This is a genomic window from Paenarthrobacter sp. AR 02, from assembly GCF_021538675.1.
GTDB lineage: Bacteria > Actinomycetota > Actinomycetes > Actinomycetales > Micrococcaceae > Arthrobacter.
Genome location: NZ_JAJUKH010000009.1, coordinates 151770 through 177565, shown reverse-complemented (window position 1 = coordinate 177565; position 25796 = coordinate 151770). Strand labels below are relative to the sequence as shown.

At 63.7% G+C, this 25796-nt stretch carries 22 protein-coding genes; 11 read left to right on the top strand and 11 right to left on the bottom strand.

All coding sequences use genetic code 11. The features are described 5' to 3' along the window. Window positions 1-90, top strand: a 90-nt coding sequence (locus tag LRQ04_RS16270; protein ID WP_235520549.1) for an IS3 family transposase, incomplete at its 5' end; no start/stop codon positions are given. A 73-nt stretch (window positions 91-163) separates the two neighbouring features. Here the strand turns inward: LRQ04_RS16270 and LRQ04_RS16265 are convergent. The 9 genes from LRQ04_RS16265 to purU form a co-directional block, all read right to left on the bottom strand. Beyond that, window positions 164-2116, bottom strand: coding sequence for a BCCT family transporter (locus LRQ04_RS16265; RefSeq protein ID WP_374198962.1), 1953 nt, complete (start codon window positions 2114-2116; stop codon window positions 164-166). Between the two features lie 264 nt (window positions 2117-2380). Beyond that, a complete protein-coding gene (locus tag LRQ04_RS16260; RefSeq protein WP_235521409.1) occupies window positions 2381-2983 on the bottom strand; it encodes an SGNH/GDSL hydrolase family protein in 603 nt (200 codons plus the stop codon). A 229-nt stretch (window positions 2984-3212) separates the two neighbouring features. Continuing rightward, window positions 3213-4445 (bottom strand): molybdopterin molybdotransferase MoeA, encoded by a 1233-nt coding sequence (locus tag LRQ04_RS16255; RefSeq protein WP_235521408.1) that lies wholly within the window; start codon window positions 4443-4445, stop codon window positions 3213-3215. Between the two features lie 123 nt (window positions 4446-4568). Continuing rightward, window positions 4569-5786, bottom strand: a complete 1218-nt coding sequence (fdhA, locus tag LRQ04_RS16250) for a formaldehyde dehydrogenase, glutathione-independent (protein ID WP_235521407.1) — start codon at window positions 5784-5786, stop codon at window positions 4569-4571. 142 nt (window positions 5787-5928) lie between these two features. Beyond that, entirely contained in the window at window positions 5929-8256 is a 2328-nt protein-coding gene (locus LRQ04_RS16245) for an FdhF/YdeP family oxidoreductase (RefSeq protein WP_235521406.1), read from the bottom strand. Window positions 8257-8267: 11 nt separating this feature from the next. Further along, the gene (locus LRQ04_RS16240; protein ID WP_235521405.1) at window positions 8268-9155 is read right to left on the bottom strand and encodes a bifunctional 5,10-methylenetetrahydrofolate dehydrogenase/5,10-methenyltetrahydrofolate cyclohydrolase; all 888 of its coding nucleotides are present in this window, start codon (window positions 9153-9155) and stop codon (window positions 8268-8270) included. Further along, window positions 9152-9778, bottom strand: a complete 627-nt coding sequence (locus LRQ04_RS16235; RefSeq protein ID WP_235521404.1) for a cyclodeaminase/cyclohydrolase family protein — start codon at window positions 9776-9778, stop codon at window positions 9152-9154. Before LRQ04_RS16235 ends, LRQ04_RS16240 begins: the two co-directional genes overlap by 4 nt. Before the next feature lie 10 nt (window positions 9779-9788). After that, window positions 9789-12281: an FAD-dependent oxidoreductase gene (locus tag LRQ04_RS16230; protein WP_235521403.1), complete on the bottom strand. Its 2493-nt coding sequence runs from the start codon at window positions 12279-12281 to the stop codon at window positions 9789-9791. A 49-nt stretch (window positions 12282-12330) separates the two neighbouring features. Next, window positions 12331-13248: a formyltetrahydrofolate deformylase gene (gene purU, locus LRQ04_RS16225; protein WP_235521402.1), complete on the bottom strand. Its 918-nt coding sequence runs from the start codon at window positions 13246-13248 to the stop codon at window positions 12331-12333. Between the two features lie 131 nt (window positions 13249-13379). Between purU and LRQ04_RS16220 the strand changes: the two genes are divergently transcribed. Further along, the gene (locus tag LRQ04_RS16220) at window positions 13380-14060 is read left to right on the top strand and encodes a GntR family transcriptional regulator (RefSeq protein WP_235521401.1); all 681 of its coding nucleotides are present in this window, start codon (window positions 13380-13382) and stop codon (window positions 14058-14060) included. On the opposite strand, the gene LRQ04_RS16215 is transcribed toward LRQ04_RS16220, so the two are convergent. Then, entirely contained in the window at window positions 14057-14989 is a 933-nt protein-coding gene (locus LRQ04_RS16215) for a LysR family transcriptional regulator (protein WP_235521400.1), read from the bottom strand. The genes LRQ04_RS16220 and LRQ04_RS16215 overlap by 4 nt on opposite strands. Before the next feature lie 168 nt (window positions 14990-15157). Here LRQ04_RS16215 and LRQ04_RS16210 point away from each other — a divergent pair, with 168 nt between their 5' ends. The 9 genes from LRQ04_RS16210 to LRQ04_RS16170 all read left to right on the top strand — a co-directional run bounded on the left by LRQ04_RS16210 (window position 15158) and on the right by LRQ04_RS16170 (window position 24833). After that, a complete protein-coding gene (locus LRQ04_RS16210; protein WP_235521399.1) occupies window positions 15158-16462 on the top strand; it encodes an SRPBCC family protein in 1305 nt (434 codons plus the stop codon). Beyond that, window positions 16459-17880, top strand: a complete 1422-nt coding sequence (locus tag LRQ04_RS16205) for a ferredoxin reductase (RefSeq protein WP_235521398.1) — start codon at window positions 16459-16461, stop codon at window positions 17878-17880. The genes LRQ04_RS16210 and LRQ04_RS16205 overlap by 4 nt, the downstream gene beginning before the upstream one ends. Window positions 17881-18048: 168 nt before the next feature. Beyond that, complete coding sequence (locus LRQ04_RS16200) at window positions 18049-18390, top strand: hypothetical protein (protein WP_235521397.1); 342 nt, start codon at window positions 18049-18051, stop codon at window positions 18388-18390. Between the two features lie 93 nt (window positions 18391-18483). Next, complete coding sequence (locus LRQ04_RS16195) at window positions 18484-19875, top strand: deoxyribodipyrimidine photo-lyase (protein WP_235521396.1); 1392 nt, start codon at window positions 18484-18486, stop codon at window positions 19873-19875. A 160-nt stretch (window positions 19876-20035) separates the two neighbouring features. Beyond that, window positions 20036-21535 carry a CoA-acylating methylmalonate-semialdehyde dehydrogenase gene (locus LRQ04_RS16190; RefSeq protein WP_235521395.1) on the top strand — a complete coding sequence of 500 codons (1500 nt, stop codon included), beginning with the start codon at window positions 20036-20038 and terminating at the stop codon, window positions 21533-21535. After that, a complete protein-coding gene (locus LRQ04_RS16185; RefSeq protein ID WP_235521394.1) occupies window positions 21535-22608 on the top strand; it encodes an enoyl-CoA hydratase/isomerase family protein in 1074 nt (357 codons plus the stop codon). The genes LRQ04_RS16190 and LRQ04_RS16185 overlap by 1 nt, the downstream gene beginning before the upstream one ends. Continuing rightward, on the top strand, window positions 22605-23546 hold the full coding sequence (gene mmsB, locus LRQ04_RS16180) for a 3-hydroxyisobutyrate dehydrogenase (RefSeq protein WP_235521393.1): 942 nt from the start codon (window positions 22605-22607) through the stop codon (window positions 23544-23546). Before LRQ04_RS16185 ends, mmsB begins: the two co-directional genes overlap by 4 nt. Before the next feature lie 63 nt (window positions 23547-23609). Beyond that, a complete protein-coding gene (locus LRQ04_RS16175; protein ID WP_235521392.1) occupies window positions 23610-24389 on the top strand; it encodes an enoyl-CoA hydratase in 780 nt (259 codons plus the stop codon). 150 nt (window positions 24390-24539) lie between these two features. Continuing rightward, window positions 24540-24833, top strand: a complete 294-nt coding sequence (locus LRQ04_RS16170) for a DUF4190 domain-containing protein (protein ID WP_235521391.1) — start codon at window positions 24540-24542, stop codon at window positions 24831-24833. A gap of 251 nt (window positions 24834-25084) precedes the next feature. Here the strand turns inward: LRQ04_RS16170 and LRQ04_RS16165 are convergent, their stop codons facing one another. Then, on the bottom strand, window positions 25085-25747 hold the full coding sequence (locus tag LRQ04_RS16165) for a TenA family protein (protein ID WP_235521390.1): 663 nt from the start codon (window positions 25745-25747) through the stop codon (window positions 25085-25087). Window positions 25748-25796: the final 49 nt, after the last annotated feature.

The following is a 25796-nucleotide window of genomic DNA, read 5'->3' as shown; positions in this document are numbered from 1 at the left end:
TACATCCACTGGTACAACACCAAAAGAATCTCAACAAAGCTAAAGGGCCTGAGCCCGGTGGAATACCGTGCTCAGACCCTCGCGGCCTAACATCTATTTAGCGGTCCAACTTTCGGGGACCACTTCAATCCGGCGCCTGCTTTGTTGTTGGTTCAGGTGGACTCTATTGGTGCGTGTGATCCGTCCGCGACTCGGTGCAGCTCTCGGCACACTCATGCTTGGTGACGAGGTCGAATTGGACACCGCCGTGCTGCTCCACACCTGTGCGGATGGCACGTTCCACCACGGACGTGGCCAAGCGCTTGTGCAGCGACAGGGGATCGCGCCTCAGGTCCTTGGTCAGTGCGAAACAGAGCAACAGCATGACAATGATGAACGGCAGCGCCGCCACGATGGTGACTCTCTGCAACCCGGCCAAAGCCTCCGACGGCTCGTCACCACCGGCCAGGAGCATGACGGCGGCAACAGCGCCGGTGAGGCTTCCCCAGAAGATGACGACGGCGCGTCGCGGGTGCTCTGCCCCGTTGGAGCTGAGCGAACCCATGACGATCGAGGCAGCGTCAGCTCCGGTGATGAAGAAGATGGCCACGAGCACCATGGCCAGGACAATGACAGCGGCCGTGGCCCATCCTGGCATTCCGAGGTTCTTGACCAGATCGAAGAGAGCGCCGTCGAAGTTGACGGAGGGCACCCCGTTGGTGGTGGTCACCAGCCCGGGTGTGCCTGCCTTGTCCGCGTCCTGCTGGATCTGGAAAGCGGCTCCGCCGAAGATGCCGAACCAGATCACGCTGACAATACTGGGGACCAGGAGGACGCCGGTGACGAACTGGCGGATGGTGCGGCCCCGGCTGATGCGTGCGATGAACAGGCCAACGAAGGGCGTCCAGGAGATCCACCAGGCCCAGTAGAAGATGGTCCAGCTGGTCATCCAACTGCGCAATGCATCGTCGCCCACGGCTTCTGTCCGGGATGACATTTCGGCAAGGTCACGGGCGTAGTCACCGATGGCGGAGGGGATCAGGTTGAGGATGAAAAGGGTGGGGCCGGCAACAAAGACGATCAGCGCCAGCACTACGGCCAACACCATGTTGATGTTGGACAGCCACTGGATTCCGCGGCTGATGCCGGAGACCGCTGATGCGACGAAACAGAAGGTCAGGATGGCCACGATGACCACCAGTACCGGTGTGCCGATCTCGCCCATCCAGCCGTTGGACGTCATGCCGCTGCCGATCTGGATGGCACCGAGGCCGAGGGACGCGGCGGTTCCGAACAGCGTGGCGAAGATGGCCAGGATGTTGATGAACTTGCCAACGGGCCCTTCCACCATCCGGATCCCGAACAGCGACGTGAACGCTGCGGAGACCAGTTGCTTGCGGCCCAAGCGGTACGTCCCGTAGGCCATGGCGATGCCCACCACTGCGTACATGGCCCAGGGGTGGAGGGTCCAGTGGAAGATCGAGGTGGCCATTGCGGTTTGGATGGCGGCGGGGGTGCGGCCGTCCACAGTTCCGGGCGGCGGTGAGATGTAGTGGTAGAGCGGCTCAGCGACACCGTAGAACATGAGGCCGATGCCCATGCCCGCGGCGAACATCATGGCCACCCAGGAGACCGTGCGGAATTCCGGCTTCTCACCGTCCTTGCCCAGCGGGATGTTGCCGAACTTGCCAAGGGCCAGCCACAGCACGAAAACAACGAACAATGATGCAAGCACCATGAACAGCCAGCCGGTGTATTCCATGACCCAGTTCAGGGCGCCCTTGGAAGTTTCCGAGAGGCTGTCGCGTCCCACGAAGCCCCAGATCACGAAGGCGACGGCGATGGCGCCCGTGATTCCGAAGGTGACTTTGTCGAGGGTAAGTTTCTGGTTCCGGCGGGCCGAAACGGCCTGCTCGGTCTTGGCGTTGCGCAGTTCTACCAGGATCTGTTCGTATTCTTCGGAATCCGGGAGAGCTGCTGCGCCTCCGTCCTCGTCGTTGAGGGCTGTTGCATCGGGGGAGACAGTGATCTCCACGTGGACGGGGTCGGGTACTGCGTCGGCAGGTAAGTCCTCGGGGACTAAGGATTTTGTGTCACTGTTTGTAGCCATGAGCGGGTCCTTTACTCGGCGAGTCATGGGTTTTTGCGTTGATGCACGGGCCCGGTGGGTGTGCGTCCGGAGGGAGAGGGATCGTTCCGCATGAATCAACAACGTTCGCGGTAGCAACAGAGTGCGCTTCGTCACACCTCAAAGTCAAGACTTTTACATCTTTTGTGGCGTATTGATATATCAATTGGCTCTGACTTAGATCGTTGCTTATTATGGGTGGTGTTGCCTACAGCCCCGCTGGCGGGACGTATAACCCATGCGGGAGCTACAAGGTGGTCAGCCCGGCCTCGCCTAGCCCAACGATGAGGCTTGATGCTGGTCCAGCAACGTCCTGATTTTCCCAGCCAGGAATTGCTGTCCTTCACTGCTGGGGTGTTCTCCATCCGGACCCAACAGAGGGGAGTCCGGCCCAGCGACCCATTGTTCGGCGACGGGGTCGACAAATTCGGCACCGGCGTCGCGGGCTGCTGCCTGTTCCTGATCGCGAATAATGGTGACGTCCGATTCGAGCGCGTCGAAGCCGGTCAGCGGGCCAATCACGATCTGCCTGGCGTGGGGCGCCCGCGTCGATATTTCCCCGAGGGCATCTGTAAGAGCCGCGCGTAGCTCTTCGGGGTCTTGGCCTGCGTCGTTGTCCGAACCAAAGAGCACAACGACGTCCGTCGATGCGTTAACGGATTCGCTGATCTGTGAGGCAAAGGTGGCGTCTTCGTCACCGAGGGTAAGGTAGCCCGCGCCGTTTTGAGCCTCATTAGTGATCTTCGCCGGCACGGAGGCTGCATGGAGTTCATGCCGAAGGAGGCGGGGCCATGCTTCCTCCGGGCTCGTCCCATATCCGGTGCTGAGAGAATCACCGATGATGACGATGCGTTCGGGTGCAGTCGAGCCGTGCACCGGATGCGCCGCATCCTGGGGTGGTTTCGGTTGTGGAGACTTCAAATCCACGGGACTGCTGGCAGCGAGGGAGCAGCCGGTAAGGACGAGGGCGACAGCTGATGCGCATAAGGCGGCCACGGAAATGCCTGGGACTCGGAAGCCCCGGCTTATCGAGCCGCGTCGTCGTGTCATGCCGTTAAGGATAAACGCTTACCGGTCCTTGGGTTCTTGCGGTGATCGCACCACACTATCCCGGCAGGCGGGTCCACGGCAGGGGAAGGACGGGAACCTGTTCACCAGCGGCGGCACCTTCAGGTGGCACCGCCATGTACCCATCGGCCCAGGCGAGCCCGCGCATCATCCCGGGGCCGGCATGGGCGGCAGGAAACACCAGCCCGTGGACAACGCTGCACGGTATGAGGCGGGTTTTCCCCGGGGCGGGTTCGATGTCCGCGCCGGAGAGCATAGGTGTGGGCTCTTGGAGGAGCCGGTTTCCCAAGGCAGCGAGGAGCGGTTCGCCCAGGGTCATAAGGGCCAACATGGCGGCCAGGGGATTTCCCGGCAGTCCCAGGATGAAGTGTCCGTCCGGTAGTTCCGCCAGCACCGCAGGATGGCCCGGGCGCATGGCAACCCCATCCAGCAGCAGCCGCCCACCAAGCGCACCGACGGCAGCACGGAAGTGGTCTGTTCCGGACTTACCGGTCCCACCGGTGGTAATGGTGACCTCGGCCCGGTGGCGGTCAGCACCGCCGTCGTCACCGCCAGAGAGCGCCGCCAGCCACTCCTCGTACGAGTCGCCAATCCGCAGCTGCCCTGCCGCGACACCGCCCAGCTGCGGGATGACCGCATCAAGCTGCGGACCGAAAGCGTCGCGCACCTGTCCGGGCGCCGGGTCACCGGAGGTGACCACCTCCGAGCCCGTCATGACGACGGCGACCCGCGGCTTGCGCTGCACCTGGACGTGATCGTGTCCGGCCACTGAAGCGAGTGCAAGGTGTGCCGGGTTGAGCTGGGTCCCGGCGGGTATGAGGACATCGCCTGCTGTGGCCTCTTCGCCGGCCGGTCGGATGTGCCGGCCGGGGAGAAGCTCATCCGCTTTTGCATGGGGAGTGAGCGAAAGGCGCCCGTTGCCGGAGACCTGACCGCTTTCCTTGCGGAGCACGCCTGTGGCACCGGCGGGTACCAGTCCTCCGGTTGCGATGACACTGGCTTCACCGGAGGAAAGCCGGCGTCCGGCCATTGTGATGGTCCAGGGGCCTTCGCCGTTGACTGACCAGCCGTCCATGGCGGACGACGCGTAGTGGGGAAGGTCCTGTCGGGCAATGACGTCATGGGCCAGGGTGCATCCGATTGCAGTGCTGAGGCCGGTCTTCCATGAGGGGAGCGGCGTGGCGCAGCTGAAGGCCAACTGCCGTGCTTCGGCCCACGTGGTGGCGTGGTGCCGCATGAGGCCGGCCGGTGAATCCGCTGGTGCAAGCATGGGTGTCCGATTCCTGGGGTGCGTTACTGATGGGGCACGGATGCCGGGGACTGCTCGGCCTTCCCGTAATTACTGCCGCGCCGTCCCCGGCATCCGTTGAGTGCGTACTTAACCTTGGCGTACCTAGTTCTTCACGTAGCCGTTGGGGTTGAGTACGAACTTTGTTGCCGCTCCGGCGTCGAATTCGGCGTAGCCACGCGGTGCGTCCTCGAGGGGGATGGCCGTGGCGTTGACCGCCTTGGCGATCTGGACCTTGTCGTGCAGGATGGCCATCATCAGCTGGCGGTTGTACTTCATCACGGGGCACTGGCCGGTGGTGAAGGACAGGGATTTGGCCCAGCCGGTGCCCAGGGACAGCGAAAGCGATCCGTGCTTCGCGGCCTCGTCGATTCCGCCCGGATCACCGGTGACGTAGAGGCCGGGGATGCCCAGGGCGCCACCGGCCGCAGTGATGTCCATTAGGGAGTTCAGCACCGTGGCCGGTGCCTCATGCGAGGCGTCCTTGCCGTGTCCGCGTGCCTCGAAGCCCACGGCATCCACGCCGCAGTCGACTTCCGGCACGCCAAGCAGCTGTTCGATCTGGTCCTTCGGGTCGCCCTTGGAGACGTTGACCGTTTCGCAGCCGAAGGAGCGTGCTTGGGCCAGGCGGTCTTCGTTCATGTCACCCACAATGACGACGGCGGCCCCCAGTAGTTGGGCGCCGACGGCGGCGGCGATACCCACGGGACCGGCGCCGGCCACGTAGACCGTGGAACCAACGCCCACACCGGCAGTGACGGCACCGTGGAAACCGGTGGGGAAGATGTCCGAGAGCATGGTCAGGTCCATGATCTTCTCGAGGGCCTGGTCACGGTCCGGGAAGCGCAGCAGGTTCCAGTCCGCGTAAGGGACCAGGACGTACTCGGCCTGTCCGCCCACCCAGCCGCCCATGTCCACGTAACCGTAGGCGCTGCCCGGCCGGTCCGGGTTCACGTTGAGGCAGATGCCGGTCTTCTGTTCCTTGCAGTTCCGGCAGCGGCCACAGGAAATGTTGAACGGCACCGAGACGATGTCGCCCACCTTGATGAACTCGACGTCGGGTCCCACCTCCACTACTTCGCCGGTGATTTCGTGGCCAAGGACCAGGTCTTTCGGTGCGGTGGTGCGGCCGCGGACCATGTGCTGGTCCGAACCACAGATGTTGGTGGTCACGGTGCGCAGGATGACGCCGTGGGGTACCTTACGGCCGACGTTGGCGGGATTGACGCCTGGCCCGTCCTTGAGCTCGAAGGTCGGGTAGTCGGTATTGATGATTTCTACGACACCGGGTTCCTTGTAGGCGACTGCTCTGTTTCCTGACATGACACTCCTTAGGATGTTTGGCGGTGCGGAAATGTGGGGCTGGCCGGTTGCCCGTAAGCGGTGCTTCGATGAGGAAATACCTCCCCAGGTTTCAGGCATCGAAGCACCATTTACAGGCAACTGATCAGCGGTGGTCCTGGGCTTATGGGCTGGCGGCTCGTTCCAGCCTGATGATCACGGACTTGGACGTCGGTGTTCCGCTGGTGTCGGCCACCGAGTCCAGCGGCACCAGGACGTTGGTTTCGGGATAGTACGCGGCCGCGCAACCCTTCGGGGTGGAGTAGGAGACAATCCTGAAGTTCTCCGCGACCCGGTCGGTGCCCTGGAACTCGGAGACCAGATTGACCATGTCCCCGTCCGCGAAACCAAGCTCGTTGACGTCGTCGGCGTTGATCAGCACCACGCGCCGGCCGCCGTGGACGCCGCGGTACCGGTCGTCCTTGCCGTAGATGGTGGTGTTGTACTGGTCATGGGAGCGCAGGGTCTGAAGGACCAACCTGCCCGGCGGGACCTTGATGTACTCCAACGCATTGCCCGTGAAATGGGCTTTGCCGGAGGCGGTATTGAACATCCGGGCATCGCGGGGTGGGTGCGGAAGGACAAAGCCGCCGGGGTGCTGGATCCGGGCTTCGAAGTCTTCGAATCCGTCAAAGACCGCCTCGATGTGTTTTCTGATAAGGGTGTAGTCATCCCGCATGGCCAGCCAGGAGGCATTGGGGGTATTGGGCAGGCGGTGGTGGCCATCGGTGAACAGCTTGTCCGCGAGGTTGCACACGATCGCAACTTCGGAGTGGAGGTGCTCGCTGGCTGGCTTGAGCCGGCCCCGTGAAGCGTGGACGGCACTCATGGAGTCTTCCACGGTGACCCGCTGGTCCCCGGTCCGCTGGGTGTCCTTTTCGGTCCGTCCAAGGGTCGGCAGAATCAGGGCCCGCCGGCCGGTGGACAGGTGGGAGTGGTTCAACTTGGTGGAGATCTGGACGGTGAGCCGGGTGTTGGCCAGGGCCTGTTCCGTGACTTCCGAATCCGGGGCGGCACGGACGAAGTTCCCGCCCATGCCCATGAAGAAGCGGACCTTCCCATCGCGCATGGCGCGGATGGCTGCCACGGTGTCATAGCCGTGTTCCCTGGGGGAGCGGAACCCGAATTCCTGGTCCAGGCGATCGTGGAAGGCCTCCGGCATCTTTTCGAAAATGCCCATGGTGCGGTCGCCCTGGACGTTCGAGTGTCCTCGAACGGGACAAACACCGGCGCCGGGTTTGCCGATGTTTCCCTGGAGGAGCAGGACGTTCACCACGTCCCGGAGCGTCGGCACGGAGTGCTTGTGCTGGGTGAGGCCCATTGCCCAGCAGACAATGGTCGAGTCGGAAGCCAGCAACCGTTCTCCCGTGGCGTGGAGCTGCTCAAGGGTGAGGCCCGTGGCTTCCACAATGTCGTCCCATTCCACCTTTTCCAGGAAGCGCAGGTAGTCGTCGATGCCCACTGTGTGGTCATTGATGAAGGCATGGTCCAGGACGGTTTCCAGTCCCGGGCTGTTGCGGCCCGCTGCCTCGGCTTCCAGGAGGTGTTTGCCAAGGCCCTGGAAAAGGGCTTGGTCGCCGCCGGCGCGGATTTGGAGGAAATCATCGGTCAGCTGGGTGCCCACCACCATGCCGGCCACATGCTGGGGGTTCTCGAAGTGCAGGAGTCCCGCCTCCGGAAGCGGATTCACGGACACGATGACTGCGCCGTTTTTCTTGGCTTTCTCCAATGCGCTGAGCATGCGGGGATGGTTGGTTCCCGGATTTTGCCCGGCAACGAAGATCAACGATGCCGTTTCCAGGTCAGTGAGGCTGACTGAGCCCTTTCCGATGCCGATGGTTTCCACCAGGGCGGAACCTGAGGACTCGTGGCACATGTTGGAGCAGTCCGGCAGGTTGTTGGTTCCGATGCCTCGGACCAGGAGTTGGTACACGAAGGCTGCCTCGTTCGAGGTCCGGCCCGAGGTATAGAAAACAGCCTCGTCAGGTGACGCCATGCCCTTGAGTTCGGCTGCCATCAGCTCGTAAGCGTCGTCCCAGCTGATGGGCGTGTAGTGGGTGGCGCCTTCCTCCAGCACCATAGGGTGCGTCAGCCTGCCCTGCTGGCCCAGCCAGTAATCATCACGGGTTTTCAAGTCGGCCACGGAGTGCGCTGCGAAGAATTCCGGAGTGACGCGTCGGCGGGTGGCTTCCTCGGCCACGGCTTTCGCCCCGTTCTCGCAGAACTCTGCGGCGTTGCGCTTTTCATGCTCGGGCCACGCGCAGCCCATGCAGTCGAAGCCATCCAGCTGGTTCACGGCCAACAGGGTTTGGACGCTGCGAACCGGGCCCATTTGTTCCAGCGAGATCTTCAGCGCGTTGGCGACGGCCGGGATGCCGACGGCCTTGGTCTTGGGTTTGGTGACGGTCAGCTTCGACTCGTCGATGTTTCCTTCGGGGGCTTTCGTAGCCATGCGGTTTCCCTTCAGGTCCGGGCAGCAGAGGTCGCGGCGGCCAGCTGGGCGGGTTCCTGCTGCCCTGCGGCCTCAACGGTATGCAGGAGCAACAGCGCGGTGGTGACGGAACCAACGCCGCCGGGAACGGGCGTCAGCCCAGCTGCCACGCCGGTGACGCTCGCTTCATCAACGTCCCCCACCAGCGAGCCGTCGGGCAGGACGTTGGTTCCGACGTCGACCACTACCGTCTCCGGCGAGAGGTGGCTGCCTTTCAGCAGTCCGGCCCGTCCGGCGGCAACAACCACGACGTCGGCCGGCTGGGTGTAGCGTTCCAGCGGCCCCGACTTGGAATGGCAGACGGTGACGGTGGCGTCCCGCTCCAACAGCAGCAGCGCCAGCGGCTTGCCCACCACCGCGGAACGCCCGACGACGGCCACGTTCCGGCCCGCGATGGGCACCTGGAAGTGTTCCAGGAGTTCAACCACGGCCTGCGCCGTTGCGGGGGCGAAGGCGGGTTGGCCGACGGCGAGGCGGCCGAGACTGAGGGGATTGGCGCCGTCGATGTCCTTTTCGGGAGTGATGAGCCCTATCAGGGCATCAGCTTTCACTCCCGCCGGGAGCGGCGTTTGCAGGATGATTCCATTGACCGACGGTTCTGCGCTGAGGTCCTGCAGGACGCTGGCCAGGACACCTTCGGTGGCTTCTGGCCCAAGATCGATAATCCTGCATCCAATGCCCAGCCGTTCAGCCGCGCGTTCAATGGACCGTACGTACCAGAGCGTTGATTCGTCGTCCGTGGCCACAACCACGGCCAGGACAGGATGGCGCCCGCTGTTTTCCAGGACCTGCGCCTGTTCCTGGGCCTTTTGCCGGATGAGTGTGGCCAGTTTCTTGCCGGAAAGCACATTGGTGCTCACGAGAGAATCCTTTCGCGGACGCGCTTGACCAGGGAATCGGCCGTCAGGACCACTTTGTCTTCAAGCCCGTCGGTCTCCCGGGCCAGCTGGGCGCGGGCGGCGGGGTGCTTGATGGCCACCACGTTGATGTCGATGTTGACGCGTGCTGTCGTGGCTGCGGCGCGGGCTGCATCCGCTGCTGCGGCAACATCGCTGATGACGTTGGGGTTCGCCGCGTCCAGGAGGTCGCTGGCGAGTTCCACTACGTCGCCGGCGACCCTGATGAGCTGCGCAGGGGTTTGGGCGGCCTGCACCAGGGCGTCCTGGATGGCTGCCTTGCGTGCGGCCTTCAGTTCATCCGTGTCCGACGGGAGTTTGTAGGAGTCGATGACCGCCTGGAAGGCGTGTTCATCGGCGTCGGCAAGGCGCAGGGCCTCTTCTGCCAAGTGGTCGGCTGCGGCGGTGACCCGCTCGACGAGCTCGGCGTGCTGTTCGAACTTGGCCCCCGTGGTGTACCTGGCCACCATGGCAACCAGGGCCGCCCCCTGGGCTGCGTGCAGCGCGGCCGCCGCCCCGCCGCCCGGTGTGGGCTGGCGGGCGGCGAGCCTGGCGAGGTAGTCCTGAATGGTTTCTGAGCTGATCATGGGACGTGTACTAGCCGCGGAGCCGGCTCATGGTGGGGTCGTACAGCGGATCCTCGGTGACGGTCGCCTGGATGCGGCGGCCGAAGTATTCGATCTCCACCGAGTCTCCCAGCGAGACGGCCGCAGGCAGGTAGGCGTAGGCGATCGGCTTGCGGACCGTGTAGCCGAAGGCTGCGCTGGTCACGTAACCCACCGCCTGGTCCTTGTAGAACACCGGTTCCTTGCCCAGCACGAGGCTCCTGCCGTCGTCGACGGTCAAGCAGCGCAAGCGGCGGGCAGAGCCTTCCTCCGTGCGTCCTTCCAGGGCTGCCTTGCCGATGAAGTTCTCTTTGGTCATCTTCACTGCGAAACCGAGGCCGGCTTCGAAGGGGTCGTGCTCGGTGGTCATGTCCGTGCCCCAGGAACGGTAGCCCTTTTCCAGTCGCAGGGAGCTGAAAGCTGCGCGGCCCGCCGCGATGACGCCGAACGGCTGGCCGGCCTTCCACAACGCGTCCCACAGCCGCTGGCCGTTGTCCGCGCTGGTGTAGAGCTCCCAGCCGAGTTCGCCAACGTAGGACAAACGCATGGCGGTGACGGTAACGCCGCCGATGGTGACCTTCTTGGCACGGAAGTACTTCAGCCCGTCATTGGTGAAGTCGTCGCTGCTGACGGTGCTGATGAGGTCGCGGGCAAGGGGCCCCCACAGGCCGATGCAGCAGGTGCCGCCGGTGGTGTCACGGACCTGGACCCAGTCGCTGGCACTCCCGCTGGCCGTCTGGTGGCGGGCCGCGCGCTCAAAGTAGGCGGTGTCGATGTTGCCGTTGGCGCCCAGCTGGAACGTCTCCTCATCCAGGCGGGCAACAGTGATGTCGCTTCGGATGCCGCCGGCTTCATCCAGGAGCAGGGTGTAGGTGACGGCGCCGGGCTTCTTGGCGAGGTCGCCGGTGGTCAGTTCCTGCAGCAGCTTCAGGGCTCCGGGGCCCGACACTTCCAGGCGCTTCAGGGGCGTCATGTCGTACATGGCAACAGCGGTGCGTGTCTTCCACGCCTCCGCCGCAGCGATGGGGGAGCTGAACATCCCGGACCAGGCATCACGGGCAGGCGGCTGCCACTCGTCCGGCATTTCCTTGAGCAGTTCGGCGTTTGCCTCGAACCAGTAGGGGCGTTCCCAGCCGGCGCCTTCCAGGAAGAAGCCACCAAGCTGCTTCTGGCGGGCGTGGAAGGGGCTGACGCGGAGGTTGCGGGGGGAGAGCTTGGGCTGGAGCGGGTGCAGGACATCGTAGATTTCCACGAAGTTCTGCTGGGACGTTTCGCTGACGTACTCCGGCGTGAGCTGCACTTCTTCGAAGCGGTGGATGTCGCAATCGCCAAGATCGATCTTGGACTTTCCGTCAACCAGGAGCTCTGCCACCGCGCGGGCGATGCCGGCGGAGTGCGTGACCCACACGGCCTCGGCAACGAAGAAACCGTCCACTTCCTTGGACTCGCCCACCAGGGAGCCGCCGTCAGGGGTGAAGGAGAAGATGCCGTTGAAGCCGTCCTCGATTTCGCTTTCGCGCAGGGCCGGGAGGATCTGCTTGGTTGCCTCCCAAGCGGGAAGGAAGTCTTCCAGGGTGAAGTCCAGACGCGAAGGCATGTTGTGTTCGCTGATGCTGCTCGGCTCATAGCTGCCGAGTTCGTCCAGGTCCACGGGCATGGGGCGGTGCGCGTAGGACCCGATGCCGTAGCGCTCGCCGTGTTCGCGGTAGTAAAGGTCCTGGTCCTGGTGGCGCAGAATGGGCAGCCGGGCTCCGTTGGGGAGCTCGTTCTTGCCCTTCTGTGCAGGGACCGGCGTGGTCTTGACGTACTGGTGGGCCAGCGGCAGGAGCGGAACGGACATGCCGATCAGCTCGCCCACCTTGGCGCCCCAGAAACCGGCGCAGGACACCACAATGTCAGCCGGGATCACGCCGTCGGCAGTTTCGACGCCGGTCACGCGGCGGTTGGACTGCTCGATTCCGGTCACCTCGGTGTTGCCGATGTACTTCACGCCGGCGGCTTCGGTGCGCTTGATGAGCAGCTGGACAGCGCGGGCAGCCAAGGCCAGGCCGTCGGTGGGTACGTGGAGTCCACCAAGGATGTCTTCCTCGTTGATGAGCGGGTACAGCTCCTTGCACTCTTCACGGGAGAGGATCTTGCCGTCGATGCCCCAAGCCTGCGCATAGCCGAGCTTGCGCTTGAGGTCCGCCAAGCGTGTTTCGGTGGTGGCAACTTCGAGCCCGCCCACCTGGTTGAAGCAGCTTTGGCCGTCCTCCGTGAGGGACAGGAGCTTTTCCACCGTGTACTTGGCGAAGAGAGCCATGGACTTGGAGGGGTTTGTTTGGAACACCAGGCCCGGCGCGTGCGAGGTGGAGCCACCGGGCATGTTCAGTGGTCCCTGGTCCAGGACGGTGATGTTGTTCCAACCACGGGTGACGAGCTCGTCGGCGAGGTTGGTGCCGACGATCCCGGCTCCGATGATGACAATGCGAGGCGTGGTTGCCATGGAAAATTCTCCTGCTGAAGTTCGTGGGGCTGGGGCTGGGGCGTGGTGGTTAGCGGAAGACGACAGTGCTGGTCTGGTCCAGGAGGACCCGGTGTTCGCAGTGCCAGCGGACGGCACGGGAAAGCGCAAGGGCTTCGGCATCCTGGCCCACGGTGGCGAGCGCATTGGGACCGTAGCTGTGGTCCACGCGGATGACTTCCTGCTCGATGATGGGGCCCTCGTCCAGTTCCGCAGTGACGTAGTGGGCTGTTGCACCCACCTGCTTCACTCCGCGGTCATAGGCCTGGTGGTAGGGGCGGGCACCCTTGAAGCCGGGCAGGAAGGAGTGGTGGATGTTGATCGCACGCCCTTCGAGCTTGCGGCACAGATCGTCGGAGAGGACCTGCATGTAGCGGGCCAGGACCACGAGGTCGGCCTCGTATTCGTCCACCAGGTCCAGGAGCCTCTGCTCCGCTTCAGCCTTGGTGTCCGCGGTGACGGGAACGTGGATGAAAGGCAGGCCAGCTGCCTCGGCCATGGCGCGGTGCGTCTCGTGGTTGGAGACAACTGCCACCAGCTCGCCGCCAAGGCTGCCTCCGCGCCAGCGGAAGATGAGGTCGTTGAGGCAGTGGCCAAACTTGGAGACCATCACCAGGACCCGCTGCTTGGTTTCGCCGTGGAAGCTGAACTTCATGTCGAAACGGTCCGCGATGGAGCGGAACTCGTCCTCAAGCTGTTCCGGTGTGAAGGTCTTGGCGCCGGAGAAGGCCGTGCGGAGGTGCAGGGTCTGGCGCAGGCTATCGTCGAACTGCTGGTGTTCTTCGATGTTGAAGCCCCGGTCGAAGAGGAAGGTGGTGACTGCCTGCACGATGCCGGGCTGTTCGACGCACGACAGTGTGAGTACGAACTTCTGCGCCTGCTCGTCATTGAGCTGGCCGCGTTCAGCCGGAAAAGTGCTGAGGTGGGGGTCTGAAGCTACGAGGGTCATGGGTCCTCCTGGGATGTTTGCCTAGATATATTCTTGGGACATGAACTGATATATTAGGATTGGAAATCAGCGTATACTGGTGTCCAAGGCAGGTCAATAGATTTCCCGTTCTTGAAAAAGGAGTTGGCGCGTTGGCAACTGGAACTCTTGCAAGCATCGGCGACGCCACCAGGAAATCGCTGGCTGATGTGGCCTATGAACGGCTGCGTGATCGACTCCTGATGCTCGAAATCAAACCCGGGGACATCCTCAACGATGAGCAACTCGCCAAGGAACTGGAAGCCGGGCGCACTCCTGTTCGGGAAGCCCTGAAGCGCTTGGAACTGGACCGCCTGGTGATTACCTACCCGCGGCGCGGAACATTCGCCACCCGTGTGGAGGTAACCGATCTTGCTTTCATCTCCGAAATCCGGGCACAGCTGGAGCCCCTTGCCGCAGCCCGGGCGGCGCGCGTCGCGTCGGCTGCCACCCGGGACCAACTACGCAGCGTGATGCGGGCTGTGGAGGATTTTGATGTCAGCGCCGCCTCGGTAGTGGAGACGTTACGGCTCGACGCAAGCGTCCACCAGGGCATCTACGCGGCGGCTGCGAACCCGCACCTGGAAGACATCCTGATCCGTTATGACAATCTGGCGACGCGCATCTGGTGCATGGTGCTGGACCGCTTGCCGGATCTCGAACATCACGTCCGCGAGCATTTGGATCTCCTGAAAGCCGTGATCGACGGCAAGGAAGATGAAGCTGCCGAGCTCGCCAGGGTCCACGTCAATGGATTCGAGCGCGCCGTCCGTCAGGCATTGTTCGCGGCTTAGGCCTCATCCTCGGGCCGGGTTGTGAGGATGCGCTGCGCCGTCCTCTGGAGGATGTCCAGCGACTCCTTGATCAGGGGCGAGCCCATGCTTCCCCTTCGCACCGCAGCGACGATGCGGCGTGCGGGCTTTCCCTTCCCGGAGATGCGTAGCCGGACCACATTTTCGGCACCGTGCAGCGGCGCCAGGCGGGGCAAAAGACCGACGCCCAGCCCCGCACCCACGAACGCGATCTGGGTCTCCCATTCAACGGCCTCATGGGCGATCCGTGGTGTCACTCCGACCGCCGTGAAAGCCGCAGTGAACAGTGAGTGGTACGTGGAGCCGGCCGCCTCGGTGATCCAGGGCTCCGATGCCAGTTCTTCCAGGGTCACCGTTGCTCGGGCCGCCAACGGGTGGTCTGCCGGAATGATCACGTCCAGGGGATCGTCAAGCAGGACCGTTTGCTCGAAGCGGGGATCGTCCTCGCCGTAGTTGTCGGACTGCATGGCAACAATGACCGCGAGGTCGATCCGCTCCGCCACCAGCAGGTCGAAGCAGCGTGAGGGGTTGGCCTCCAGTACCTGCACCTCCAGGAGGGGCCGTGTTGAGCGCAGCGTTGCGGCCAGCGGCGCGAGCAACTGGGCTGCCGCCGTCGAAAATCCGCCGAGGCCAAAGTGGGACTGGACCTGGTCGCCGGCCTTCATGGCAGCGGCCCGCAGGTTCTCCCAATCCGCGATCAGGGTGTCCGAGCCGGAGACGAGGAAGCGGCCGGTGGCCGTCAGGCGCACGCCCCTGCCGTCCTTGGTGAGCAGTTGCATCCCCAGCATGCGCTGGAGCTCGCGCAGCTGGGCGGAAACCGCGGAGGGAGAGTAGCCGGTGAGTTCCGCGGTGGCCCCAACTGTGCCGCAGCGGGCAAAAACCCGGAGGGTTATCAGCCGTGGATCGATCATGCACCCATCATGCACCGAATGTGCAGAGTTATCTCCTAAATATTGCGCTTTTGTTGCAGGTCGATGGTCCCTAATCTCGTACTACGAAGACTTCGACAACGCCCGGCGCAAAGAAGCACCGGCGGCATCCCCAAACACGTACTTATTTAGCCTCCCGGGAGGAAACCCATGACTGCTCCAGTGAACTCACCCCTCAAATCACGCGGGAAACTCGTTTCCACCTTGCCCGCCGAGCAGCTCGCTGAAATTTCGGAGCTGTTCGAGTTCCGCCGCCCGGGGTACTCCCTGGACGCCCCCTTCTACACGGACTCCACGATCTTCAAGATCGACATGGAAGCCATCTTCGGGCAGCACTGGATCTTTGCCGGTAGCGTTGCCGAACTGCCGGAGCCCGGCGACTACATCACGGTGGATTACGGCCCCTACTCCCTGATCGTCCTGCGCAACGACGACGGCGGCGTCAACGTCCTGCACAACGTGTGCCGCCACCGCGGCGCCCGCGTCCTGACCGAGTCCACCGGCTCTACCGGAAACCTGGTGTGCGGCTACCACTCCTGGACCTACTCGCCCGAGGGCAACCTGATCCACGCATCGGCCCCGGGCGAGGCCAAGTTCGACAAGAACTGTTTCGCCCTCAAGCGCGCCCACAGCCGTGAAGTGGCCGGACTCATCTTTGTTTGCATCGCCGACGAACCGCCCACCGACTTTGACGAGACCGCCAAGATCTTCGAGCCCTACCTGGCGCCCCACGATCTGTCCAAGACGAAGATTGCCTACCAGCAGAACATCATCGAAGAGGGCAACTGGAAGCTCGTCATGGAGAACAACCGTGAGTGCTACCACTGCGACGGCCACCCGGAACTCGCGTGCTCACTGTTCCCCACCTGGGGCCTCACTGAGGGCCTGATCCCGGCCCACCTCGAGGAAGTGTGGGACCGCAACAAGGAAGCACAGTCCTCGCTGGAAGAGCGCTGCCGCCGCTACGGCCTTCCCTATGAAGTGGTCGAAGAGTTGGACACGCGTATCGCCGGTATCCGCATCTCCCGCGAATCCCTGGACGGCGAGGGCGAATCGTTCTCCGCCGACGGCCGCCGGCTCTCCAAGAAGCTGCTCGGCGACCTTCCGGACTTCCGGCTCGGCCGCTGCTCGATGCACCTGCAGCCCAACAGCTGGTTCCACTTCCTGGGCGACCACGTGATCACGTTCGGCGTCTTCCCGATCAACGAACACCAGTCCCTGGTCCGCACCACCTGGCTGGTAGCGGATGACGCCGTGGAAGGCGTGGATTATGACCTGGACAAACTGACCTACACCTGGAAGCAGACGAACCTGCAGGACAAGGCGTTCGTGGAGCTCTGCCAGACGGGCGCCGGCAGCCCCGCGTATGAGCCCGGCCCGTACATGAAGAGCGAGTACCAGGTTGAGGCCTTCATCAACTGGTACGTACAGCGGGTCCAGGAGCACCTGGCGTGATGGAACTCCTTACTGAGACGGCCATCCAGGAGCCACAGCGCATCCGCGGCCTTGAGATGCCGTGGAACAGGGTGATGGGAAGTGCTGAGGCGCCAGCCCGTGCCGCCCGTGCGCTGGGTCCGTGGCATCCGCAGGAGTTCATGGCTGAATGCGTGGAGACCGTTCCTGAAGCGGGCGGACTCATGACCTTCGTCTTCCGACGCTGCGATGGTGCGCCCTTGGCATTCCGCGCCGGGCAGTACGTCAACGTCGCGTTCCCAGTGAACGGCGAGGACCAGGATCCGGTGGACCGCAGTTACTCGCTGTCCAGTTCCCCCACCGAGCCCTGGACCTTCAGCATCAGCGTCAAGCGCGACGCCGGTGGACTGGTTTCGCCGTGGGTGCATGAAAACGTCAGGCCCGGCACAGTGCTGGAGATGCTCGGTCCCGTGGGAGCCTTCCACCTGCCCGACGCCGACCGACGCGCCCGTTACCTGCTGCTGGCCGCCGGCGCAGGCATCACGCCGATCATGTCCATGGTGCGGACCATCCATTCGCTGCCCGGCCATGCCGACGTCGTTGTCCTTTACCACGGGGCGGAAGCTGGCGGCTTCGCCTTCCACCGGGAGCTGGCCTATATCGCCTCCGTGGACTCGCGGATCCGGGTTTTCTACTCCCTGGGCGACCGCAGCAAGCCCGACGGCTGGGAAGGCTTCACCGGGAGGCTGACGGCGGCCATGCTGGACCAGGTGGCCCCTGATGCCAACGGCAGGCAGGTGTACGCCTGCGGTCCGGAGGGTTACCTGAATACAGCCACGGAGCTCCTGAACAAGGTGGGCGTCGATGACACGTCCATTTACATGGAATTCTTTACCGGCGACCGCCAGACACTCCTCGAGTACCAGGCAGAGCTGGCGATTGCGGCTGACATTGCCGAGGAAATCGCGGATGAGATCGCCGATTCGGCCGAGGACTACTTTGAGAGCCAGCCGGCTGCCTTCGGTCTCTACGAGCCCGGATACGATGCCGACGGCACGATGGAAGCGTCCGGGCTCACCCTGGAAACCCTCGACGCCGGGGACGCGGCTTCCGGAGCGGACGACGGCGGTTCCGCCGCAGGTGCCGCGCCCGAGGCTGCAACACCTGATGCTTCGAGCTTTGACACGGTTGGAACGGGAAGCCTCACGTTGTCCTTCATGCGCACGGGCATCAACGTGCGGATCGACCCGACCGAGCACATCCTTGAGGTGGCCCAGCGCGCAGGTGTCAGGATCGGCGCGAATTGCAAGGAAGGCATGTGTGGTTCCTGCAAGGTGGTCAAGCTCTCGGGCGACATCGAGATGAACCACCAGGGCGGTATCCGGAAAAGGGAAATCGATGCCGGCAAGTTCCTGCCCTGCTGCTCCACTGCACAATCGGACTTGGTGATTGATGCCTGACCGTTCCAAGTTCGTGGCTCCGATGATGACCCCTCAGAGGATGCCCGACGCCAAGAGTTAATCTGCTTTCCTCTTCCGGGCAGCCGGAAGAGGGCTATAGTAGGCAAATAGGACATTCGCTGATGCAGCCCGGCGGCCCTTACTTCTCTAAGAAGAGGCCCCAAAGAAATGACCGACACCCAAATTAGCCAATTCTTGCGCGACTCCGTGGTGTTCGAGGACGACACTGAGAAGGGCCTGGACTTTGACACACTCTACGGCCTGTACATCAGTTGGTGCGTTCTCGGCCGCAAAGTCCCCATTCCCGACTCCGCATTCAAGACAGCCGTTGCCCTTGAAGGATTGAAGCAGGTCAAGGAAAACGGGCAGCGGGTTTACCCGGGTATGAGCATGGTTGGCGCAGCAGCACGTGACTACGTGGTCAACTCCGTACCTATGTGGACCGAAACCGCCACCGACATTCCCGTGCAGGAAGTCATTGAGCAGGAAGCCGTCGCTTCCATCGCCTGACCCCGCCTCAACAGCTCGAACAGCCCATGCCCCTAGGATTTGATAGGGGCATGGGCTGTTCCCATTTTCCGGTCGCCCACTGAGAGGAAAGATGTGAAGCCTTCCGTCGTTTGGTTCCGTGACGATCTCCGTGTGGCCGACAACCCGGCGTTACGTGCCGCCGTCGACGACGGTGAAGCCGTTGCGCTGTACGTCCTCGACGAAGAATCGCCCGGCATCCGCCCCCACGGTGGTGCCGCGAGGTGGTGGCTGCATCACTCGCTCACAGCGCTCAAGGAGGACCTTGCCGCCCTTGGCATTCCTTTGCTGCTGCGCCGCGGACCGGCCGGCGAGGTGGTCCGGAAGACGACGACGGCGATAGGTGCCGGCGCGTTGTACTGGAACCGCCGTTACGGTTCCGCCGAGCGAACAGTCGACGCCGGCATCAAGTCGTGGGCGGGCGAGGCCGGACTGCACGTCTCAAGTTTCCAGGCCTCGCTGCTCCACGAGCCGTGGGAGGTCACCACTAAGACCGGTGGCCAGTACAAGGTCTTCACACCGTTTTGGCGGACGATTTCCGCGCAGGAATTCCGTGAGCCCCTGGCTGTTCCCCAGAAGGGCCATGGCTTCGGCGGCGAGCTGCCGGCCTACGATGACCTCGAATCGTGGTCCTTGCTGCCCAAAAAGCCCGACTGGGCCGGAGGGCTGGCGGAGATGTGGACGCCCGGGGCCGCCGCCGGGCACAAGCGCTTGGCGGCATTCGTGGACAAGGGACTTTCCAACTACAGCGAGGGCCGCAACCGTCCCGATACCGATGGCAGCAGCTGCCTGTCACCGTATCTGCGCTGGGGTGAGCTGAGCCCCTTCCAGGTGTGGCACGCGCTGGGCTCCCGGCGCTCCGAAAGTGCTTCGATCTACGCGTCTGAGTTGGGGTGGCGGGAGTTCTGCTGGCACCAGTACTTCCACAATCCACACCTGGCCACGGCCAACCTGCGCACCGAATTTGACCGCTTCCCTTGGGCCTGGCCCGGCTCCAACGGCAGCGGCGGCAAACACCCGGGCCACGAGTCGGCCCCTGAGGAGTTCCGCGCCTGGCAGAAGGGCCGTACCGGTTTCCCCATGGTTGACGCCGGGCAGAGGCAGCTGTGGCACACCGGCTGGATGCACAACAGGGTCCGGATGGTTGCTGCCAGCTTCCTGGTGAAGAACCTTGGCATCCATTGGCAACTGGGGGAGCAGTGGTTCTGGGACACCCTGGTGGATGCCGACCCGGCGTCGAACCCCGCCAACTGGCAGTGGGTGGCCGGCTCCGGAGCGGACGCTTCCCCGTTCTTCCGGATCTTCAACCCGGAGGCCCAACGCGTCAAGTTTGATCCCCAGGGGAAGTACATCGCCCACTGGATTCCCGAGTTCGGCACGCCGGACTATCCGGATGGGATCGTGGATCTCAAGACCACCCGGGCGGAAGCGCTGGAGGCCTACAAAGGCATGAAGGAAGTCCACTAGGGGCGGCCACGCCCGGAAAACGGCCCTCTGGAAATTAGTAGGAAGTCCGAGTATATTCGGGTTCAGAGATGACCTGGATCACAGTTGGTCACGTGTTCCCCGCCTAGGTCCCAGACCCGGCGGCACGGCAGTCATTCACGATGCAAAGGAGCATTCCACCATGGTGCGCGAGCTTTCACACTACGTAGACGGCCAGAGGATCGACGGGAAGTCCGGCCGGTTCAGCGATGTCTACGATCCCTGCACGGGCGAAGTCCAGGCCCGGCTCCCGCTGGCCAGCGCTGACGAGGTCCGCGACGCCGTCGCAAATGCCGAGAAGGGCCAGCTCGAATGGGCGGCCATGAACCCGCAACGCCGGGGACGCATCCTGCTCAAGTTCGTGGACCTGGTCAACGAAAACATGGATGAGCTCGCCAAGCTCCTGTCCTCCGAGCACGGCAAGACGTTCGCGGACGCCAAGGGTGATATCCAGCGCGGCATCGAGGTCGTGGAGTTCTCGGCAGGTGCGCCGCATCTGCTCAAAGGCGAGTTCTCGGACAACGCCGGCCAAGGGATCGATGTCCACTCGCTCCGCCAGCCCCTGGGCGTCGTCGCGGGCATCACGCCGTTCAACTTCCCGGCCATGATCCCGCTATGGAAGTCCGGCCCGGCGCTCGCAGCCGGTAATGCTTTCATCCTTAAGCCCTCCGAGCGCGATCCTTCCGTCCCCCTGCGCCTGGCCGAACTGTACAGCGAAGCAGGCGTGCCCAACGGCGTGTTCAACGTGATCAACGGCGACAAGGAAGCCGTAGATGCGCTGCTCGAGGATCCGCGCGTGAAGGCAATCGGCTTCGTGGGCTCCACGCCGATCGCCCAGTACATCTACGCCACGGCCGCGGCGCACGGCAAGCGGGCACAGTGCTTCGGCGGGGCCAAGAACCACATGGTGATCATGCCCGACGCCGACCTGGACATGGCAGCCGACGCACTGATCGGTGCCGGGTACGGTTCCGCAGGCGAACGCTGCATGGCGATCTCCGTTGCGGTGCCGGTTGGGCAGGAAACCGCCGATGCGTTGGTGGCCAAATTGACTGAGCGCGTGAAGGACCTGAAGGTTGGCCACAGCCTGGACAAGGACTCGGACTTCGGGCCCGTGGTGGCTGCGTCCGCGAAGGAGAGGATTGAAGGCTACATCCAGTCCGGCGTGGACGAGGGCGCCACCTTGGTCACCGATGGTCGCGGCCTTACGGTGGACGGCTACGACGGCGGTTTCTGGGTTGGTCCCACGCTCTTCGACAACGTCACCAAGGACATGAAGATCTACAAGGAAGAGATCTTCGGGCCCGTTCTCAGCGTGCTGCGGGCGGCTGACTATGACGAAGCGCTCAGGCTCTGCAGCGAGCACGAGTTCGGTAACGGCGTCGCAATTTTCACCCGCGACGGCGACTCCGCGCGCGACTTCGCCAGCCGCGTCGAGGTGGGCATGGTGGGCATCAACGTCCCCATTCCCGTGCCCATTGCCTACTACACCTTCGGCGGCTGGAAGGCTTCCGGCTTCGGCGACCTCAACCAGCACGGCGCCGACGCTTTCCGCTTCTACACCAAGACCAAGACCGTGACGTCGCGGTGGCCCTCCGGCATCCGCCAGGGCGCCAGCTTCGTGATGCCGGCAGGCAGCTGATGGGGGACACACAGGTAGAAGAAGAGGTTGTATTCGAACGCCGCGGACACCTTGGCATCGTCACGCTCAACCGCCCGAAGGCAGTCAATGCGTTGAATGCCGGCATGGTGAAGGCCATGCTCCGGCAGCTGACCGACTGGGTCGACGACGACGCCGTCGCCACGGTTTTGGTGCGTGGCGCCGGTGACCGCGGGCTGTGCGCCGGCGGCGACATCGTGGCCATTTACAAGGACATGCTCCACGGTGGGACGGAAACAGCAGAATTCTGGGCCGACGAATACCGGCTCAACGCGCTGATCTCGCACTACCCCAAGCCCTATGTCGCGTTCATGGACGGGTTGGTACTCGGTGGTGGAGTGGGTGTCTCGGCGCACGGTTCCGTGCGTGTCGTCACCGAACGGACCCGCACCGGCATGCCCGAAACCACCATTGGGTTCGTGCCCGACGTCGGCGGCACGCTGCTGCTGTCACGCTCGCCGGGGGAGAGCGGAACCCATGCGGCGCTGACAGGCGCCCACCTGTCCGGTGCCGACGCCCTGTTCCTCGGACTCGCGGACCACTTTGTGCCGTCCGAAAGCCTCCCCGCGCTTGAAGAAGCGCTGGAAAGCTCGACGGCGGAGGCCGCCGTCGAGCGCTTCGCCCAAGTGCCGCCGGAATCGGCACTGGCGGCGCAGCGGGAGTGGATCGACGCCGCCTACGCACATGACGATGCCGAGGAAATCGTGCGGAGCCTGCGCTCTGCGGGGACCGACGCCGTTGCCGCCGCCGACACCATCGAGGCGAAGTCGCCCACGTCGGTGAAAGTGGCGCTGGAATCGCTCCGACGCGTGCGGGGGATGTCACTCGAGGAAGCCTTGGAGCAGGAGTACCGCGTGGGGCTGCGGTGCCTGGCCGGGCCCGACTTCCGCGAGGGCATCCGTGCGCAAGTGGTGGACAAGGACCGCAATCCGCAGTGGAAGCCGGCGACGCTCGCCGAGGTTCAGGCGTCCGACGTCGAGGGCTACTTTGCGCCGCTCGGCGAACGCGAGTTGGGGCTCACCAGACTCAGCAGCCAGTCGAAGGAGACGACATGACAGAGAACGCAGGCACGTCAGATATCCAGGCCCGGGCGACGGGCCTCATCGCTTTCCTCGGCCTGGGGCACATGGGCGGGCCGATGGCGGCCAACCTCATCAAGGCCGGACATGAGGTGATTGGCTACGACCCCGTTCCTGCGGCCGTCGAGGCAGCGTTGGCGCACGGTATTCCGATGGCCTCCACGGCGCACGAGGCCGCAGCGGAAGCGGCCGTAGTGTTGACCATGCTTCCCAGCGGCAAGCATGTCCTTGATGCGTACCGTGGTGTTGACGGGCCCGGGCTGCTGTCTGTTGTGAAGCCGGACACCCTGTTCCTGGACTGCTCCACCATCAACGTGGACGAGGCCCGTGAGGCTGCTGCCCTTGCCGTGGAAGGCGGCCATCGCTCCGTTGACGCCCCGGTTTCCGGCGGCGTGGTGGGGGCCGAAGCCGGAACTTTGACGTTTATGGTGGGCGCCCTGCCGGAGGACTTTGACACCGTGAAGCCCATCCTTGAGCTCATGGGCAAGAGGATTGTCCACTGCGGCGACCACGGTGCAGGACAGGCAGCGAAAGTCTGCAACAACATGATCCTGGGAGTGTCCATGATCGCCGTCGCCGAGGCCTTCGTCCTTGGCGAGAAGCTTGGACTCACGCACCAGGCATTGTTTGATGTCGCATCCAACGCATCCGGGCAGTGCTGGGCGCTGACCACCAACTGCCCCGTACCAGGTCCGGTGCCCACCAGCCCTGCCAACCGCGACTACCAGCCAGGATTCGCCGGAGCCCTCATGGCCAAGGACCTGCGCCTGGCCCTGAATGCCCTGGAAAGCACGGGGGTCGCAGCGGAAATGGGGCCGTTGGCGTCACGGATCTACGATGCCTTTGCTGCCGGTGACGGTGCAGGCCGGGATTTCTCCGGCATTATCACGGAAATCCGCGACAAATCCGTGTGAAAGTTTAGGCGGCGCACATGAGGGTTTTGCCGTGTACTTGAGGGTTTCCATGAGAGGGAGAGCATGACGGAGCAGTACCAGAACATTGTGGTGGAACGGCGCGGCAGGGTTGGTTTGGTAACACTGAACCGGCCCGCTGCGCTGAATGCACTGAGCACCGCACTCATGAATGAACTCGTGGACGCCGTGACCGCGATGGACACTGATCCGGACGTTGGAGCTGTGGTGATCACGGGTTCCGCGAAGGCCTTTGCCGCGGGTGCGGACATCAAGGAAATGTCCTCCAAGAGCTACATGGAGATGTATGCCGCAGACTGGTTCCGGCACTGGGAGGACCTCACACGGCTGCGGATCCCGGTCATCGCCGCTGTATCCGGGTTTGCCCTGGGCGGGGGATGCGAGCTGGCCATGATGGCCGACTTCATCATCGCCGGAGACAATGCCAAGTTCGGCCAGCCGGAAATCAACCTGGGAGTAATCCCCGGCATGGGTGGCTCGCAGCGGCTGACACGCGCCGTGGGCAAAGCCAAGGCCATGGATATGGTCCTGACCGGCCGTTTCATGGATGCGGAGGAAGCCGAACGTTCCGGGCTGGTCTCGCGTGTCGTGCCCGCAGCGGAGGTGGTGAACGAAGCCCTGAAGGCAGCCGAAGCCATCGCATCCAAATCGAAGCCAGCTGCGATGGTTGCCAAAGAAGCGGTCAATGCGGCCTTCGAGATGGGCCTGGCTCAGGGAGTCGTGTTCGAACGCAGGGTGTTCCACTCGCTGTTCGCCACCGAGGACCAGAAGGAAGGCATGGCCGCGTTCAGTGAGAAGCGCCAGCCGGAATTCAAGCACCGGTAACCCGCGACTCCCCGTCGCCGGCCCGCTGCTCCGTCGTTGGCCAACCACGGAGTAGCGGGCCGGCAACGTCCTCGGACGCCACAGGCGGGGCAGCCCGGGATTTGGGTGCCGCGTGGATAGACTCGTGGCACTTACGAATGGGGAGAGAACATGTCAACGGAGATCGTTCACACCGTGCCAGCTGATACGTCTTTGCAGCCGGTCAACCGCCAGGCCATCGTGGCCGCAGCCATGGCCGTGCTCGCGATCGTCGGCCTGTTCTTCGCCGGCATGGCAGTCATCGCTGTGTTCGTCGTTGGGGCAGGGCACGTTGCCTTGAACCAGATCCAGCAACGCAGCGAACGCGGACGTGCGTTCGCCATCGGCGCTTTGGTTGTGGGCTACGGCATCGGGATCCTGTCATTGGGGTCGGCGCTGATCTTCGCCTTTACCTCGGCCGGATAAATAGGGCGCAGCTCACGGTCCTTCCTTCGTCACTTCCCGGTTGTTCGAGCCTCTTCCTTAGAGGACACAAGAACATGCGACGACGAGGGACCCATGACCTGGCAATTTTGCGACAACGACGACTGCCCCGAGAGCTGGCACTGGATGGATCCGGCGGGGACTCCCGAGGGCTGCCGGGGCTCCGATGAAGCAGCGGACTTCCCTGAAGAAGCAAGGCCTGGTGGAACTCAGTTGCACCGTCCGGAAGCCGCTTAGCGAAGAGCAGCCGGGGCAAGTGCGGCGTCGAAGAACGCCCGCTCCAGCCGTACCGCCTCGGCGAAGACGGCGGCAACCCGCTGACGCTCCTGCGGCTCTGAAGGCTCGACGGCGTCGAACTCGTCCCGCAGCCAGCTCACCCACGCGCTGTACTCGGGATTGTTGTGAAGGCGGATCCATTCGGCGTGCTTGGATTCGGCAGGCCAGGTGGCGGGTTCTCCGGCGCGTCCGGCCCAGTCGCCGTAAAGCCATTCGGCCACCAGCAGCACCGCCAGGACGTTTGGATAGGACCGGGTGGCCAGGGCATCGCGCATGAGCGCATCGAATTCCGTGGTTGTGGCAGCAAGGACGGGGGACCGTCGTTCTCGTTCGGGCACGCCCAGCTCTTCGAAGGAGTCCTGGAAGTACGTGTTCTCATCCGATGCGAAAGCGCCCAAGACGCGGGCAAAGACCAGCCGTGAGGGCAACGACGGCACCGAGGCCACGGCCTGGCCGAGGAGGGCGGTAAACGCATCGCAGAACTGGTAATCCTGGACAAGATAGTGGCGCAGCTGCTCATCGGGGAGGGACCCGTCCAGCAGTTGGTCAACGAACGGATGGGTGACGGCGGCGTCCCAATGCTCGGCGGACCGGTTCCTGAGTTCTTCGGCAAATCCCACGGTGTTTCCTCCTGGAGTGTCAGCATCGGAGCCTAGCAGCGTACTGGGT

What these genes read in the sequence shown, in the direction of transcription:
- LRQ04_RS16265 (WP_374198962.1), bottom strand. Translation starts at nt 2,116, where the DNA reads ATGACTCGCCGAGTAAAGGACCCGCTCATGGCTACAAACAGTGACACA.
- LRQ04_RS16255 (WP_235521408.1), bottom strand. Translation starts at nt 4,445, where the DNA reads ATGCTTGCACCAGCGGATTCACCGGCCGGCCTCATGCGGCACCACGCC.
- fdhA (WP_235521407.1), bottom strand. Translation starts at nt 5,786, where the DNA reads ATGTCAGGAAACAGAGCAGTCGCCTACAAGGAACCCGGTGTCGTAGAA.
- LRQ04_RS16245 (WP_235521406.1), bottom strand. Translation starts at nt 8,256, where the DNA reads ATGGCTACGAAAGCCCCCGAAGGAAACATCGACGAGTCGAAGCTGACC.
- LRQ04_RS16235 (WP_235521404.1), bottom strand. Translation starts at nt 9,778, where the DNA reads ATGATCAGCTCAGAAACCATTCAGGACTACCTCGCCAGGCTCGCCGCC.
- LRQ04_RS16230 (WP_235521403.1), bottom strand. Translation starts at nt 12,281, where the DNA reads ATGGCAACCACGCCTCGCATTGTCATCATCGGAGCCGGGATCGTCGGC.
- purU (WP_235521402.1), bottom strand. Translation starts at nt 13,248, where the DNA reads ATGACCCTCGTAGCTTCAGACCCCCACCTCAGCACTTTTCCGGCTGAA.
- LRQ04_RS16215 (WP_235521400.1), bottom strand. Translation starts at nt 14,989, where the DNA reads ATGATCGATCCACGGCTGATAACCCTCCGGGTTTTTGCCCGCTGCGGC.
- LRQ04_RS16210 (WP_235521399.1), top strand. Translation starts at nt 15,158, where the DNA reads ATGACTGCTCCAGTGAACTCACCCCTCAAATCACGCGGGAAACTCGTT.
- LRQ04_RS16200 (WP_235521397.1), top strand. Translation starts at nt 18,049, where the DNA reads ATGACCGACACCCAAATTAGCCAATTCTTGCGCGACTCCGTGGTGTTC.
- LRQ04_RS16190 (WP_235521395.1), top strand. Translation starts at nt 20,036, where the DNA reads ATGGTGCGCGAGCTTTCACACTACGTAGACGGCCAGAGGATCGACGGG.
- LRQ04_RS16185 (WP_235521394.1), top strand. Translation starts at nt 21,535, where the DNA reads ATGGGGGACACACAGGTAGAAGAAGAGGTTGTATTCGAACGCCGCGGA.
- mmsB (WP_235521393.1), top strand. Translation starts at nt 22,605, where the DNA reads ATGACAGAGAACGCAGGCACGTCAGATATCCAGGCCCGGGCGACGGGC.
- LRQ04_RS16175 (WP_235521392.1), top strand. Translation starts at nt 23,610, where the DNA reads ATGACGGAGCAGTACCAGAACATTGTGGTGGAACGGCGCGGCAGGGTT.
- LRQ04_RS16170 (WP_235521391.1), top strand. Translation starts at nt 24,540, where the DNA reads ATGTCAACGGAGATCGTTCACACCGTGCCAGCTGATACGTCTTTGCAG.